We start from the raw sequence: 15662 nt of genomic DNA, 5'->3' as shown, positions 1-15662 counted from the left end.
CCGCGGTGTGTTGTCCTTCGGTGCCGGTGCAGGCGGAACAGCGACCGGCCTGACCTGGGAGGTGCCCGCCGCACCGGTCGGGCTCGCAGGCAGTTCCCAGGTCAACGCCGCCACCGGGTCAACGGTGCCGGCGCCGACGACGTTGGACGGCGCCCGGGCGCCGTTGTGCGCAGTAGCGGTGATACGGCTCACCACCTGCTCCGCGGTCAGTGCCGGATACTTGCTGCGCACCAGCGCCGCGACGCCCGAAACATACCCGGCCGCATAGCTGGTGCCGCTGAGTGCCAATAGCTGCTGGTGTTCGTTGGGCAGCCCATTGGCGAGGCCGCCGCCGTCGCTATTGCTGACCGACACGATGTTCTCGCCGGGCGCCGCGATGCCGACCCACGGCCCGGCCATGGTGAACTTCGACGGCTGCCCATCCGGTTTCAGGGAACCCACCGACAGCACGTACGGCTGCCACCACGACGGAATCGAGACGGACGTGACGCCCGCCCAGTTCCGTGGATCCTGCGGCCGCCCCAGATCGGTGAGCGGATTGGAATCGCAGGACGTTCCACCTGCGACCGATCCGGTCGGCCCGGTGTTTCCCGCGGCGGCCACGATCACCGCGTCCTTCTCCACCGCCGCATACCGCAACGCCGCGCCCAGGGCCGCCTGGTCGATGGGCCGATCGGCGGGCAGGCAGGTTATCGAAGAGATGTTGATCACCCGGGCACCGAGGTCGGCCGCATGCACGATCGCCCGAGCCAGCGTCGCGACGTCCGCGGTTGCCTGGGCCAGCAGTGGATCACCGCCCGGGATCTTCGGCGAGAACTTCGCGGAGGTCACCCGCAGCGACACCAGCCGCGCCGCGGGTGCTACTCCCGCGAAACCGTCCTCTGCCGGCTGGCCGGCGATGATTCCCGCGACCAGGGTTCCGTGCCCGTCGCAGTCGGTCAGGCCGTCGGTCGTCTCCACATAGTCGCCGCCCGCCGTGACGTTGGGCAGGCGCGGGCCCGGCCGCACGCCGGTGTCCAGTACCGCGACCAGCTGGCCGTCCCCCCGCGAAAACCGCCACGCCCCAGGAAGATCCAGCATCGACTGACTTTGCGTCGCGACGCCGACGTCGGTGCCCGGGATGACTCCGGACGTGCTGCACACGCCGCGCTGGTCCATCGGCTGGCCGGGTCCCGGGGTACCGCTCGGCGGCGGCACGGCCGGGTCGACCTTCGGGCTGGTGATGGCGACGGCCGGTGGACAGGTCCACGCTACGGCTGCCGCGAAAGCGGTCAAAGCCGCTGTGAGACGGACGGATCCGGCTCGGATCATCGATTGAGCACCCAGCTGAACAGACCGACCAGGTAGGCCATGATCGGGATCAGCGAAGCGTCCAGACCAACGGCGGCAAAGCCCAGCAGCCGACGCAGCGGCAGCGAATAGCTTTCCGGTGAGGCGATAGCCGGGTCCAGCGCGACCACCAGCCACACGAACAGGAGCGCTACCAGTACCACCGCCGCGCCCAGGGCCGCCGCATAGCGTCCCGTCGCCGTGTAGAGCACCAACAGCACACCGGCGACCAGGTAGGGCTGGGCCAGCAGCCAGACCTTGCACGCGGCCGAATCCCACACCCGGGCCCGGAGCACGGCGGTGGCCGCCGTTGCGCCCACCACATACCAGGCGAAACCACTTACGGTTTCGGGCCGCAACGCGATCGCCACCGACCCCAGCACGCTGAGCAGCACCGCCGCGGCGATGAAGCCGTTCTGATGGGCGTCGCTGACGCGCACCCGCCGCGGCAGATCCTGCAGCACCCGTAACGACGGCGCCGACGGCGTGGGGTCACCCGGCGCCGGGATGACCGGCAACGGGAAGCGCGCCCACAGCGCCGAAAGCTGAGCCGCTTGGATGGTGATCAGCAGGGCCGCCACGATCAGGCCGCAGCCGATGGCCAGTATTCGCAGTTGCCAAAGCATTTCGGCGCCGGCCGCCAGCAGGACGACGGATGCGACGACCGCCGACGCGGTGAAGAAGGCGACCGTGCGCTCACGCTCGAGGCCGGGCACCATCAGCACGATCAACGACCACGCGGCGACACCGGCAGCGGCCAGCATCAACTGCGCCGGACCGAACTTGCCGGGCACCGCCAACGCCAATGCGGCACCGATCGGCGCCAGGGCAGCGATCGACAGCGCTATACCCGCCGCCGCTGAACGCGTCCTAACCACCAAACCGGTCACCGCGATGACCGCCGCGACGGCACTGACCGCCAGCAGTCCGGCCAGCGCACCGGTTGCCACCCGGTAGGTGACCGCCAAGCCGGTCGCCAGCAGGGCGACGACGATCGCCGCCGCAAGCGCACCGCGCTGGATGTGCGCTGTGCCCCAAGGCTTTAGCCGGGAGGTGGAGAAGATCATCGCGGCGTCGGCGATGTCCTCGACAATGCCGGGTGCGGCGGGACCGATCGGCACCGGCTGCAGCGCAAGCAGATCGCCGTCGACTACGCCGACGGTGTCCAGGCTGGCGTCCAGGCTGAATGGCGCACCACCGACGGGAGCCAGGCTCAGGTGGGCAGTCGTACCGACGTCAGCAGGATCGTCGGCCTCACCATCGGGAACGACCGGAACAGCCAAACGTTGCACCGCGGGCAGGATTTCCCGCAGCGGCAACTCCGCGGGCAAGGCCATCTCCGTCAACCTGCTGTCCGCGAGGATCGCAACGCGGACAATCGGCATGACGGCGCCGGACGTCACCGGACCCTCGGCAAGTGTTGGGGCCATTCGTCGGACATCGTGCTCTCTTCTCTATCTGGGTGTTGTTACGAGGTTTAAGAGGTTTGGACGGAGAAATCTCGGGACACCCGCCGGCCGGAGAACCATTGGCTGTCAGGCAAGGTGGCGATCAGGTGCTCGATCGCGACGGCGATCGCAAAGGGCGTGCCGGGGCTGAAGGTCGAGACCCACTCGTCGTCGAACGCGCGGGTCGGGCTCACCAGGATCCGGCCCGCCGTAGTGTCCACGACACTCATCCCGACTTCGGTGGTCCATTGCTGGCCGTCGCGCCGACAGCCGGCGACGACCTCGACGTAGCTGCGCGGGCCGGAGAACACCGACTCCACGACGTGTCGGGCCGATTCCGGGATACCCAGGTAATCAATGACTTCCGCGAGCGGGGTGCCCGACCGCAACCGCTCGTCGGCCCGGGCACCGACCCGCGTCGGCATGCTGAACTCGTCGAACCGCGCCGGTGGGCGCTGCGCCAGGCCGACGCCGAGGACCGGAACCAGCGCTTTGGGGCCGTCCACATCCATTGCGGTGAACGTGATCAACTGCGCATTGCGCAGCGCGACCACCGCCTTGGAGGTGGTGCCGTCATGCGTCGCGCGGTGCGCGACCACGCCGCGCAACAGCTCGCCCGCGCTGCCTGCCGGGGCAGGCCCCAGGAAACGCAGGTCCAGCCAGCGATCCGGAAAACAGACCACCCGGATCCACTCGGCGACCGCCGGGTTGACCCTGTCTTCGGGACCGTCCGGCACCAACAGACCCAGCTCGGTCAGTTCGGCGCGCTGACGGTCGAAAAACGCTTTCCGCTCCGCAGCATCGCGGTAGGGGGAGGTGATCGCCAGAACCCATGGAAACGTGCCCGCTCCAACGGTTTCTGCGATGAACCACGCGTTATCGACCGTCAGCTCGACGGCATTTGGTTCGACGCTCATCCAGGGAGTGCTAGCCGCCCCATTTGGCGGCTTCGGCGGCATCGCGCGCCATCATGGCCATGGTGTTGGACTCGTGGGTCGCGGCCATCGCCTGGTAGGCGCGCACCAAGTCGTCCATGGCCTGGTTCCACTGGACTTGCCACGCCTGATAGGTCAGGCCGGTGGTGCCTTGCCAGGCGTTGGACAGGATGGCCTGCTCGCTGGCGATGTCAGCACCCAACCCCTGCAAGGTGCCGGCGTAGCCCGTCATATCCCCGGCATGACCCAGCATCGCCGGGTAGTTGTACATGATCTGCGACATCAAAATGTCCTTTCAGGTCCTTGGTTGGTCGGTCCGGGTCAGAATCCGGTGTAAGTCGACGCGGCTGCGGCGTCGGTGGCCACATACGTACCGGCGGCAGCGCCCAAATTCGTCTGCGCGATATCCAGCAACGTGTTGACCCGGGCCGCCACCTCGACGAAGCGGGCGTGCGCAGCCTGGAACGCCAATGCGGAGTCGCCCTGGTGGAAGGCCTGTGCCGACAACGCGGCCTGCTCAGCCTGACCAATGGTGTGCCGCATCAGGGCCGTCTTGGTGCCGAACTCCGACTCGGCGGCTACCAACTGCGGAATATGTGCATCCAACATACTCATGATGACTTCTCTCCCTTCGGGTTTCGGTTAATGAACAGCTTGTTCTGAACTCTTTCGCTAACTGCGGGTCCCCCCTTCCCCGGCTCCTCCAGCCTCGTCGGGCGCACTGGGACCCGACGGGCCCAATTGCCAAGTTCCCGGCACCATGGGCATCTTTGGGCCACCGCCGAATTCGTCGCCGGCCAGCATGGTCAATCCCGCAGCCTGCACAGCGGTGTCTTTGCGCGCGGTGTCGGCAAACCCCAGCGGTCCGGCGCCCTGATCCGAAGCGCCCGAACCGAAATCGGGGACGACACCGATGTCGGAGTCCATGTCCAGATACTCGTCGCCGTGGTCGTGCATCGCGGCGCGCCGGCGTCGCCGCGCCCGTGCTTCGGCGCGATTCGGCGCTGCCGCGCCGGCCGCGGGGATGGTCGCCGCGGGTGCTTTGGCCCCGCCGCGACCGCCTAATGTCGGCCCTTCGACGGGTCCCCCGCCGTCGATGCCGCCCACCGCATAGAGGAAACTCGCCGCCGCCGGAGTTCCCGCCGGTACCGTGCCCGCGGGAACACCCGGCGCCGGCGCTGACGCCGGAGCGCCAGGAGGGCTCGCGATAGTTGAGGTGAGCGCGGCGGCCGGGAAACTCTGTTGACCCGCACCGCCCGACACCGGGGTCGCATCCGCCGGAACAGTGAGGTCGGGAAAGGCATCGGGGTCGAGCAGACCGAGGTAAGCCATCGTCCCCACCACGATGGCGGGTATCAAAATGGGCAGACTCATGACGCCGATCCAAAAGCCCCATCCGACCGGCTGCCAGAACGCCTGATACGCGACCACCAAAAGCAACGGTCCCCAGGCAACCAGGGCCCCCGCCGGGTTGGTCAGGAAATCCCTCAGCATCTGCTGAATCGATTGGAGGGGATTGGACAGGAAGTTCTCGAGCGACCGTATGAGGGATTGCAGCCATTGGGCACCGGTGTCCGAACTGTCCAGTGCCGAACCGGAATTCGTGGCCTGCGCCGTCGCGGCTGACTGATTCAGATTCGCCGCCGGTTCCGCCTCGGCACCGGGAGTCAGCACCATCGGCGCCGGGCTGGTACGCGGCGCCGACGCCAGCGCCGCGCCGGCTGCCGCCTGGTAGACACCCATGGTGGTCGCGGCCTGCAGCCACATCCGCACGTAGTCGGCCTCGTTGAGCGCGATCGGAATGGTGTTGACCCCAAAGAAATTCGTCGCTACCAACACCCCATGCACCATGTGGTTGGTGGCCAACTCCGCCAACGTGGGCATTGCCGCCAAGGCAGCGGTGTAGGCCGCCGCGGCAACCTCGTGCTGGACCGCCGCTCCTGCGGCATTGATGCCGGCTTGCGTCAACCACGCCAGGTACGGCGCGTGTGCCGCAACATACCGCTCGGCACTCGGTCCCTGCCATGCCCCCGCTTGCACCGCCCCCAGGTGCCCACTGAGTTCTGCTGCCGCCGAAGCGTATTCGGTGCTGAGCGAGGTCCATGCCCCGGCGGCCGCCAACAGCGGCCCCGGTCCAGGACCGGCGCTCAGCATCGCCGAATGCACCTCCGGCGGCGAAGCAATCCAGATGGGCGCGATCACCTTCAGCCGGCCGCGATCCCGTAGGTAGCGGCAGCTGCGGCGTCGCCGGCCAGGTAGCTGGCACCGGATTCGCCCACACCCGCACCGGCGCGACCCAGCTCTTCCACACCCTGGGCGGCGACGACGGAGTGCTCCTCACCCTGGGCACTGAACCCGACCGCGGTCTGTAAGGACACCGGATCAATCGCAGGCGGCACCACCGTGGTGATCAACGGGGCCGCGGCCGCATGCGCCGCCGCCAACCGTGCCGTCAGCGCCTCGACCGCCGCACTGGCCGCGGCCAGCCCCTCGGGAACCACTCGCAATGTCATGACAATCCCTCCTTCTCCTGCGTTTCACTGATCATCACCGGGCCATCCCCTCGATTCCCTCGCTGATCAAGGGATTGACCAACTGCACATAGGTCGGACTATCGCTGTCGCCCAACAAAATCGCCCGTCCGGCGGGCAACCGGCTGAACCGCTGACCGCGGATCTTGCCGCTGTCGGCCGGGTTGCCCGCCAACATCAACGTGGTGGCCTGCAGGTCGTTGAAGCGGCGCAGCAACGGGTTGGTCATCAGGGCGTGCCCGGATCCGGTGGCGCGCCCGGTGACGATCACCCGAAGGCCCAAATCGGCGGCCTGGCTGAGCAATCCGATGAGCGGGGTCCACGGCCGTTGCCCGATGTACGGACCACTCACCGCCGGCGAATCCGGGATCTGGTCGACGTCGTCGATGATCAGGTAGTGCGTGTGGCCCCGGTACGCCCATCGGGACAGCTCGGCCGCCGACAGGCCCGCCGGTGGCCGCCGCGCTTCGATGAGGTTGGCCAGGCCGATCATCGCCGGGGTGATCCGGTCGATGTTGGCGTTGTATTCGTTGTCCGGGAACAGCGGCTCGTCGACGAGATGCAGCCGACGATCCAGCACCGTGAACGCCACTTGGTCAGCCGAAGAGTGCTCGCGGATGGTCCGGATGATGTGCCGCAGCACAGTGGTCTTACCGGACTTGCTGTCGCCGAAGACCATCAGCAACGGGTTATCCGCGAAATCGACCGCGACGGGCGCGAGATCCTCTTCGCGCTGGCCGATGACCACCTGTTCCGGTCCCGGATACAGCACACCGAGGGCGTCGGGCGACAGGTTGGTGGGCAGCAACCGCACCGGCGGCGCGGCCACCCCGGGGTAGCGGGCATTGATCTCGGGAACCTGGTCCAGCCCCGGAGTCGCGATCAGGAAATGCTCTGCGGCCATGGTCAACCCGCGGCCCGGCTGGTCGTGCGGGACGGCGTCCGCCGGACGGCGCAGTGCACCGACCACCCGGACATTGCTGTCGCGCGAGTCGTGCAGCTTGAGCTCGAGGCGCAGCCCGAGGCCGTCCCGCATCGCCAACGGCACCTCCAGCCAGCTCGGGGTGGTGACAATAACGTGGATGCCGTACGCCATCCCCACATTTACTAGCTCAGTCACCTTGGCCAGCAACGGGTTGCGGGTGTTGAACTGGTCGGTGTTGTCACGGCCGAAGGCATAGAGGTTGTCGATGACCAGGAACACCTCGCCGAACCCGTCATCGGGCGCCGAACCATTGCCGTGGCCGTTGCCCCGACCGCTGCCGGGCCGGTCGCGGAACGCCTCTCGCCGCTGGCGTGACAGCAGCAGCTGCTCCAGCTCGCCGAAGGTGCGACGGATACGTTCGGGCTCCAGCGGCGACGCCACGCTGCCGACGTGGGCCAGATCCTCCAGTGCCCGGAGCTGGCCGCCACCGTAGTCCAGGCAGTAGAACGTGACGTCATGGGCGGCGTGCAGGCTGGCCGCCGACATGATAAATGTCTGCAGCGCAGTCGATTTGCCGGATTTCGGACCGCCGTGGATCACCATGTTTCCAGCCGACGACGTGGCGTCGAAGATCAGCGGGTCGCGGCGCATCTCGAACGGCTTGTCGATCTCGCCGAGTGGCCAGCGCCACTGCCGTTGCGGCACACCGGCACGAGCCAGCACCGTCGTCAGCGGGATCGGATCGTCGAGCGGCGGCAGCCACAGCTGCGGCGCCTGCGGCCCGTAACGCGCCAGTTGCTCCCCGATGGTCGCGATCAACTTGCGCGGCGGGCCGGCCGATTCGTCGTCCTCGTCGCCGGATATCACCGTGCCCTGATCCGACTCCACCAGACCCGCGGTGAACAGTTTGGGCTCCGGAGTCGATTGCACGACAAGGGCTTTAGCGGCCTGCGGCGGGTCGTAGATGCCATCGACATAGGTGCTGCGGAATTTGATCGGGGTGGCGCCGGGAGCGGGTACCAAGAAGCCCACTCCCTTGTGCTCTTTGCCCGACTCGATGTGGTAGGCGTCCTCCACACCGATGATCTGACGGGAAACGCTGGGACTGGCGACCTTCAAACCGATGCGGTACGAGGTGTTCTTGTCGATGTCCTTGATCTTGCCGACGTCCAGCGTCTGGGACGCGAACAAGATGTGGATACGGAACGAGCGACCCTTGCGCGCCACGTAGTCGAACAATTCCGCGTACTCGGGGTGATCGGCCAGCATCAGGGTGAACTCGTCGGCGACCACGAACAGCGTGGGAATCGGAGGCAGGTCATGTCCCGCGGCGGCCGCGTTTTCGTATTCGGTCACCGAATTGAAAGCGCTGCCCTGAATTCGGCGGCCGGCTTCGCGCAGCAGCACCTCGCGGCGCGCCACCTCACCACGCAGCGTGTCGGCGAAGCGGTCGGCCAGCGACTTCTTCTCGGCCATGTTGGAGATCACCGCGACGACTTGCGGGAAGTTGCGGAAGCTGTCGGCTCCGGCCTCGCCCTTGAAGTCGGCGTAGATGACGATCAGCCGGTCTGCCGAGTGAGTTGTCAATAGCGACAACAATATCGACATGAGGGTCTGCGATTTCCCGGAACCGGTCATGCCGATCATCAGGCCGTGCGGGCCCATCCCGCCCTCGGCTTCGTCCTTGAGGTCGAAGTACAGCGGCTCGCCGGTCGCGGTGACGCCGATCGGAACCCGCAGTTCGTCGTCGCGGCGGCGCGGTGCCCACAGCGTGGGCACATCCAGTCGTGACGCGTCCGGGATGCCAAGCAGGGTGGTGAAACTGGCGCCGCGGGTACCTGCCGAACGCAACCCGGCGTGAGTTGGGTTGGAGTCCCACCGCGACAGCCGGCGGGCCAGGTGCGCGGCATCGTCGATTCCGAGTTGGTCGGCGGCGTCGATATACGGCTGCCACCCGCCGGTCTGCCAGCGCTCGATCGCGCCGCGCGCGATGCGCAGGATCGGCCGTTCCGGGTCGGAATACTGTTCGCGGTGCGGCGGTTTCGCCGAGCAGTGCACCACGGTGACCCCGGCGCGGCCTACCGCCAGCGTCGAGGCGTCCAGGTCGTAGTCGGCATCGTCGACGATGATCAGCAGGTGCCGCAGCGCGTCGGCCGGCTCGCCGGCGTACGGCGGGCGGTCCAGGAGAGCCGGACCCATCAGAGCGACCAGCGCGTCGGGGTCGGTCGTCAGGTAGCGGGCCGGGCCCACACCGTCCAGCTGGCCGGGAATGTCGACGTGCGGCAACCACTTCAGCCAGGACCAGTCGCGGCTCTCCAGACCGCGGGTGGCCAGCGCCACCCCGAGCACGGTCGGATCGTGCCAGGTCACCGCTTGGCCTATCCAGGCGCGCAACGCGGCGCGGACCTCCGCGGGGTCCCCCAGAACGGTGATCCGGGAGACCTTGGTCAAATCGATTCCGGTCGGCACGTCGCGGACGGTGCGCTGGGCGTCCAGCAGGCTGCGTAATGCACTGTGCGCCACTGGTTCCAGGTCGACCTCGTCGGCGGTGTCCTGGACCCGCAGCGGAGCCGCCAGGGGCGCCGAGTGCCGTCCGGCCCGCAACACCAGAAAGTCGGGGTCGTGCGGATCACGCTCCCACTGCCGGCGTGAGCCCGGCACGGCTCCCAGTTCCGTGGGATCGGGGTGGGACCACTCCGCCGCCGCGCGTTGCTCCGCGGCCTGGGTGCGGATGTTGTCCCGCACCACCGAGAGATACCGCAGATAGTCGGCCCGCTCGGCGTCGACCTCTTCGGTGCGCATCTTCTTGTCGTTGCCGCGGTACAACCCCGTGGCGGCCAGCAGCAGCACGAACGGAAAGAACAAGGTCTGCGGGGAGATCAGCCGCATCCCGGTGGCGACCAGCGCGACGATCATGCCGACGATCAGGATCACGATCAGATACGGCATGGCGCGGCGCAGGAACGAGGGCGGAATCACTCGCGGCAGTTCGGGAGGCGCCTCGATGGTGATGGTGCCCTTGCGAGTGCTCGGAGGTGGCAGCCGCCGGCGGGCCTCGAAAATCAGTCTGCTCATCGGTGCGACCCCTCGGCCTGTTGTGCTTCAGCGGCGCGGCCGGGCCTGGTATCGGGCGCCAGGCCGTCGTGTGCCAGCAGCGCGTCGGCGCGCGAGAGCGTCGGCCCGTTCGCGAAGAGCGACAGGATCGACCATGGGATGCCGAGCGGCGGGTTGTTCAGGCCAAGGGCCTCAATGGTTTTGGATCGTCCGCCACTGCCGTTGCCCACCTCGGTGTCGATGCCGTAGCGCACCCCCGTGTCGGACACCCAGAACAGTGAGCCGGTGGGTGGTGCGGCGGTACCGCCGCCGACGGTCTGGGTGAAGTAGCCGGTACCGGGCGCCAGGGCGACCTGCGTCGCGGCACCCGCGGCACCGGGCGCGCCGGCGGTGACCAGTGGGACGGTCTGTACTCCCTCAGGCACCGGCAGCACCGAACCGGACAGCAGACGCAGCGCGCTGGTGGCGGCGCCGGCGGGTTTGCTCCAGTACGCACATGTGACCGGATCGTGCGCAGCGTCGACCAGCGTGACCCGCTGGGCGGGATAGCGTGCGGTGTCCAGCATCCGCGACACCGGCAACTTCGCGACCTGGTCCGCACCGAGTCGCGGTGGCTGCTGCAGGCCATAGGAATTGGCATTACGCAGGAACGCGGCGAGCACCGGCGAGATCGGCTGCAGACCGTCCGGCAACACCGCGTAGTAGGTGTCGGAGGAGTGTTGCTCCAAGCTGTAGGCGACGACCACCGCGCCGATCGGGGCCGGTACCGGGAAGTTTGCCGGATTGCCGGCGTTCGGGATGGGCGGGGCGGCCAGCGGCGGTGCCTCCGGTATGGCGTTGAACAGCCCCGGGGCGATGGGCCGCGGTGCGGGCAGGTTGGTGCCGAGACCCAGCGCGTTGGTCACTGCGTGGTCGGCCACGTCGATCCGGCTACGCTTGCCCTCCCACAGCAGCCAGGTGCCGTCGCCGTTGTCGACCAACACCACCTGCTCGGCGGTCAGGGCGCCCGCTCGCGCACCCTGGCTGTCGGGTGGGCCGGCGATCACCGTGACGCCGGTGCTGTGGCCGGCGCGTCCGCCCTGCATGGGTCCGCTGATGGTGTCGCACACCGTCCAGTTCGCGTCATGTGCGGTGCTCTGCACGATCCGCTCCGGTGCTCCCGGGATGCCGATCAGGTTGCCGCGCGGAAGGCGGTCCAGTTCAGTGCTTTTCACCGTCGTGGGGTTGTCCGGCTTACCGGCGATCAGCCGCGCCGAGGTCAGATTCAGCACAGGATGCAGGCGCTCGCCGACCCGCACGTAGAGCGCTGCGGTGGAGCGATCCGCGAGGATGGTGTTGTTGCCCACCTGACCGTTGGGCCGGATCAGGGAGAAAACGAAGCAGGCCCCCAGACCGGTGATCAGGATCAGCGCCCCCATCAGCACCGCACGCGACTGGGTCCGGAGCGGGTCGACGAGCATCCGGGTGTCGTGCAAAGCGATTCCGGAGGCGATCCGGCGCATCACGAACCGCCATCCGCTCACCTGGTGGCGGGTGACGAAGCCGCGGCGGTAGACCACCGCGTCCGGGTTTTCGTTGACCGGGGTGCGGGAGGCAAACGAGCGCCGGGCTCCGTCGCCTTCCGAATCCCAGTCCCGGTCCGATTCGCGGCCCGTCATGCCGGCACCGAAAGCCCGAGACCACGCAGCAGCGGGTCTACCGACTTGGCCACGTCCTCGGCGGTGACGGTCATCAGTTCCTCGTCACTGAACTCACCGGTTCCGGCATTTTCGGAGTGGTCCAGCCGGTATTCACGTTCTTCTTCCGAGCGTTCGACGATGTTCCGGACGAACCGGCCGTTGCCCGCGATGTCGAGGCTGCGTCGCGAAATGCCGTTCGCGTCGGGTGTCGACGATTGGGCCAACTTGGAGAACAACGCCTCCATATTCTCCAGCGCGGCCTCTTCGAAGACGCTGTCGCGCTGCTCGGCCATCTTGTGTGCGATCTCGACCAACTCGGGCGACGAGTACGACGGAAAGTCGATGTTGCGGGTGAAGCGCGAGCGCAAACCCTCGTTCGTGTCCAGGAACTTGTCCAGGTCGGCGCGATACCCGGCGATGATGACTACCAAGCGGTCGCGGTCGTTTTCCATGCGGGCCAGCAAGGTGTCGATGGCTACCAGCCCGAAGTCGTTCTTGGCTCCGGTGGCCACCAGGGCATAGGCCTCGTCGAGGAACAGCACCCCGTCCAGTGCGCTGTCGATGATCGCGTTGGTCTTGGCCTCGGTCTCGCCGATGTGCTGACCGATCAGGTCGGCGCGATGGACTTCTCTGATGTTCTCTCGCTTCAACAGGCCCAGGCCGCAATAGATTTTGGCGACGACGCGGGCGATGGTGGTCTTGCCGGTCCCGGGCGGTCCGGCGAAGACCAGGTGGTGGGCGCGCTGGGCAACCGTCAGCCCGCGCTGCTTTCGGACCAGTTCCATGGCCACCGAACTCTTCAGCCGCGACACCTGGTTTTTGACTTCTTCCAAGCCGATGAATTCCGCGAGCTGGCATTCGGCCTCGTGGAGCAGTACGGCCTTGCGTTCGTGAGCCGCGGGGTCGACGAAGTCGTCGGCGCTCGGCTCGGTGGCGGGATCCCACGGATCGGTGCGGGCGTCGATCCGGGCCGCGGTGGTGGTCACGATCCCGAAGCTGGTGTCCGTCAGGGCCTGCTCGACCTGCTCGTTCTCCGGGTGGGCGGCGTACAGGTCTTGAAGAACCTCGCTGGCCGACTCCTCGTCGACATGCGCACGCAGCACCAGCGCTTTCGCCAGCGCGCCATCGACCGCCGCAACCGGGACGGGGCCGTCGGGCTCCTCGAGATACGACAACGCCGGGGCAAACATGCCCAGCCGGGCCAGCGCGGTACCCAGAGTGATCTTGGCCGCGTGTGAAAAAGCCGCGTCGAGAGCGGGGTCGTTGACGATCGGCGTCAGCAGCTTGACGACATCCGACCAGCGCTCGGTGCGGTAGTTGAGCACGACCGTGGCCCAACGGGCTTCCCGCCAGCTCGGGCGACGCTCGGTAACCTCGCTGATCAGCTGGTTAGCCTCGGCGTACTCTCCCGCCGATATCAGCGCCGCCGCGTACGCGAGGTGAAAATCGTCGGGTCCGGTGGCACGGAACTGCAGATACATTCCGGTGTCGTAGCGGAAGCCCAGGATCCCCGGTGCCAATTCCACTTGGCGTTGCAGCACGCCTGCGGTGGGCGCGGTCCGCGAAACGGCTTCCAGCACTCGCAGTGACACGTCACCCGACGCGGCTAGGCCGGTCCACGCATCGCACTGCTCATGAGCGATACGGGTGAGTGCGGTGAAACCCGACCGAGCGGCGTCCAGGTCGGCCGGCCGCTGACGTTCATAGATCGTTATGCCGAGCGCGCGGCAGCAAGTAGCGAACCTGCTGACGACGTCGCCGTCGACCCGAGAAATGCCTGGCTGAGCGGCAAGCACGCCAGTGTCACCGCGTTCCACGGCCGCTTCGTCTCCCGTATGTTGTGTTACCTAACCTAACCCGCCTGAAGTTAGCATTACCTAAGCTGGTTGTCGAGGCGCGGGGTCCCTGTCGCCTCACTGCTCGTCTCCCGCGCTTGCCCTGCTGGCCAGGGTGTTTCGGACGGTCACCAGGCTTCCCCTTTGTCCCCTACTCTCGCTAGCCCACACGGGCCGTTAACCGGTCAACTTAATGAAAACGATTTTCAGTATCAACTGCGTTTAGTCTTGCATGCCCCTATAGGAGTCGGATTCATCGGCATCCGAGTTCCAGCCGCCGGGCAGCATCGGGACGGTCGGGCCGCCGTCGAAGGTATCGCGGGCCAGCGTGGCCAATCCCCCGGGCCTCCGCGCACCGGCCGTGGCCGCCGTGCCGGCGAAACCGAGCGTTCCCGCCGCCCGATCAGAGGCCGTGGGCTGCGCATCCGAATCCAGATCCAGGAATTCGAAACGGTAACCCCGATCTACCTGCGACGCCGGTCGTTTGCTTCGCCGCGCCCGTTCCTGCTCCGCAGGCGTTGCTGCCGCGGCGGCCGGCGCGTCGGCTGCCGCGGATGCCGCGCGCCGCGCTTTGCCACGCGCGCTCAACTCCGACTCAGACCCGAAGGCGCCGACCAGGTACGGATAGACGCCGCTTTGCGCGCCGATGACGCCGTGCGCGCCGATCACGCCTTCGGTGCCCAAGGTCGGGGGCACTGACGGCGTGGGCGGTGGCGGCGGGGCGGCGGGCGTCGATCCCACGGGAGTCGAGGCGGGCGACGGTGCGGGGCTGACGGTGGAGGGCGTCGGGGCGGTCGGCACACTGGGCACGTCGGCGACGGGAATCGGCGGGGTTGTGACCGGAACCGGCGCGGGCACCGGCGTCATGGCCGCAAGACCGGCCAAGGTCGTGACAGCCGCCGTTCCACCCGCCGCTGCCGCGGGCACGAGTCCCAGGGGCGCGGTCAACCCGAGGGTGTAGATCGGATTGCTGAGAGCAAAGCCGATCAGTCCCGCCGGGTTGTAAAGGATGAGCCAAATCAAATACATAGTGCGGTGTACGACGAACTGGACCCCGAGCAGAATGATCGCCTCGATCAGTTGCACGGGGTTTCCCGCGTAATTGGCCAGCATGGCTTCAGCGCGCGGGATGAACGTCGCCAGACTCGGCTGCATCCCTTGAAAGGAAGTTGGCGAAAACGGGTTGAATTGCGGTGGGAATATGTCTTGGAACAACTGGCTCCAGGTTGTAGGCAGGGTGGTGTTCATGCCGGGCATGTTTCCCATGCCCCCGGAGCCCATGCCGCCTGACCCCATGCCCGAGCCGGAGCCCATACCCGAGCCGGAGCCGGAATTCATGCCCGAACCGGAATCCATGTTCGATTTCACGATTTGGGGCGCCATTTGGGATTGTGTCGACTGCGGCGACGGAGTTACCGCAGCGGTTGACACCATCTGATATGTGCTCATCGTGGTGGCCGCCTGAACCCACATCCGGACATAGTCAGCCTCATTGAGAGCGATCGGGATGGTGTTGATCCCGAAGAAATTGGTCGCGACCAGCACCGCGTGGATGGCGTGGTTGGCGGCCAACTCAGCCAAGGTCGGCATGGCGGCCAGAGCCGTTGCATAGGCCGTCGCGGCGACCTCCTGCCTTACGGCCATTTCGGCGCTGTTCGCACTGTTTTGCAACAGCCAGGCTATATACGGCGTATTGGCGGCGACATACGATTCCGCGCTGGGTCCCTGCCACGCGCCGATTTGCACCGCCGCGACAAGCGCGCTGAGTTCTTCGGCCACCTCGGCATATTCGATACCGAGCGAATTCCATGCCGCGGCAGCGGCCAGCAGCGGACCGGGTCCTGGTCCGGTACTCAACAATGTCGAACTGACCTCAGGCGGAAGCGCCATCCAGACCGGTGCCGTCATCGTCGTGCCCCCGTTCGC

Annotated in this window: 11 protein-coding genes; all 11 read right to left on the bottom strand. The window is 67.3% G+C overall.

What is annotated here, in order from left to right; genetic code table 11:
- The coding region (gene mycP, locus AC5Y21_RS18795) for a type VII secretion-associated serine protease mycosin (protein WP_499914560.1) at positions 1-1311 on the bottom strand (1311 nt) is incomplete at its 3' end.
- A complete protein-coding gene (gene eccD / locus AC5Y21_RS18790) occupies positions 1308-2759 on the bottom strand; it encodes a type VII secretion integral membrane protein EccD (RefSeq protein WP_499914558.1) in 1452 nt (483 codons plus the stop codon). The genes eccD and mycP, both read right to left, overlap by 4 nt.
- 47 nt (positions 2760-2806) lie before the next feature.
- Entirely contained in the window at positions 2807-3694 is an 888-nt protein-coding gene (locus AC5Y21_RS18785; protein ID WP_499914556.1) for an ESX secretion-associated protein EspG, read from the bottom strand.
- A 10-nt stretch (positions 3695-3704) separates the two neighbouring features.
- On the bottom strand, positions 3705-3995 hold the full coding sequence (locus tag AC5Y21_RS18780) for a WXG100 family type VII secretion target (protein ID WP_499914554.1): 291 nt from the start codon (positions 3993-3995) through the stop codon (positions 3705-3707).
- 38 nt (positions 3996-4033) lie between these two features.
- On the bottom strand, positions 4034-4327 hold the full coding sequence (locus AC5Y21_RS18775) for a WXG100 family type VII secretion target (RefSeq protein ID WP_499914552.1): 294 nt from the start codon (positions 4325-4327) through the stop codon (positions 4034-4036).
- 57 nt (positions 4328-4384) lie between these two features.
- On the bottom strand, positions 4385-5914 hold the full coding sequence (locus AC5Y21_RS18770; protein ID WP_499914550.1) for a PPE family protein: 1530 nt from the start codon (positions 5912-5914) through the stop codon (positions 4385-4387).
- A gap of 2 nt (positions 5915-5916) precedes the next feature.
- Positions 5917-6225, bottom strand: coding sequence for a PE family protein (locus tag AC5Y21_RS18765; protein WP_499914548.1), 309 nt, complete (start codon positions 6223-6225; stop codon positions 5917-5919).
- 34 nt (positions 6226-6259) lie between these two features.
- Positions 6260-10243 carry a type VII secretion protein EccCa gene (gene eccCa / locus AC5Y21_RS18760; protein ID WP_499914546.1) on the bottom strand — a complete coding sequence of 1328 codons (3984 nt, stop codon included), beginning with the start codon at positions 10241-10243 and terminating at the stop codon, positions 6260-6262.
- On the bottom strand, positions 10240-11880 hold the full coding sequence (gene eccB, locus AC5Y21_RS18755) for a type VII secretion protein EccB (RefSeq protein WP_499914544.1): 1641 nt from the start codon (positions 11878-11880) through the stop codon (positions 10240-10242). Before eccB ends, eccCa begins: the two co-directional genes overlap by 4 nt.
- Positions 11877-13718, bottom strand: coding sequence for a type VII secretion AAA-ATPase EccA (gene eccA, locus AC5Y21_RS18750; RefSeq protein WP_499914542.1), 1842 nt, complete (start codon positions 13716-13718; stop codon positions 11877-11879). The genes eccB and eccA overlap by 4 nt, the downstream gene beginning before the upstream one ends.
- Before the next feature lie 240 nt (positions 13719-13958).
- Complete coding sequence (locus AC5Y21_RS18745) at positions 13959-15644, bottom strand: PPE family protein (RefSeq protein ID WP_499914540.1); 1686 nt, start codon at positions 15642-15644, stop codon at positions 13959-13961.
- Positions 15645-15662: the final 18 nt, after the last annotated feature.

Source organism: Mycobacterium sp. NGS41 (assembly GCF_059812725.1).
Note: the sequence above shows the minus strand (reverse complement) of the source record. Positions and strands in the feature narration are given on the sequence as shown.

What these genes read in the sequence shown, in the direction of transcription:
- AC5Y21_RS18765 (WP_499914548.1), bottom strand. Translation starts at nt 6,225, where the DNA reads ATGACATTGCGAGTGGTTCCCGAGGGGCTGGCCGCGGCCAGTGCGGCG.
- AC5Y21_RS18780 (WP_499914554.1), bottom strand. Translation starts at nt 3,995, where the DNA reads ATGTCGCAGATCATGTACAACTACCCGGCGATGCTGGGTCATGCCGGG.
- AC5Y21_RS18775 (WP_499914552.1), bottom strand. Translation starts at nt 4,327, where the DNA reads ATGAGTATGTTGGATGCACATATTCCGCAGTTGGTAGCCGCCGAGTCG.
- eccCa (WP_499914546.1), bottom strand. Translation starts at nt 10,243, where the DNA reads ATGAGCAGACTGATTTTCGAGGCCCGCCGGCGGCTGCCACCTCCGAGC.
- eccD (WP_499914558.1), bottom strand. Translation starts at nt 2,759, where the DNA reads ATGGCCCCAACACTTGCCGAGGGTCCGGTGACGTCCGGCGCCGTCATG.
- AC5Y21_RS18745 (WP_499914540.1), bottom strand. Translation starts at nt 15,644, where the DNA reads ATGACGGCACCGGTCTGGATGGCGCTTCCGCCTGAGGTCAGTTCGACA.
- eccB (WP_499914544.1), bottom strand. Translation starts at nt 11,880, where the DNA reads ATGACGGGCCGCGAATCGGACCGGGACTGGGATTCGGAAGGCGACGGA.
- AC5Y21_RS18785 (WP_499914556.1), bottom strand. Translation starts at nt 3,694, where the DNA reads ATGAGCGTCGAACCAAATGCCGTCGAGCTGACGGTCGATAACGCGTGG.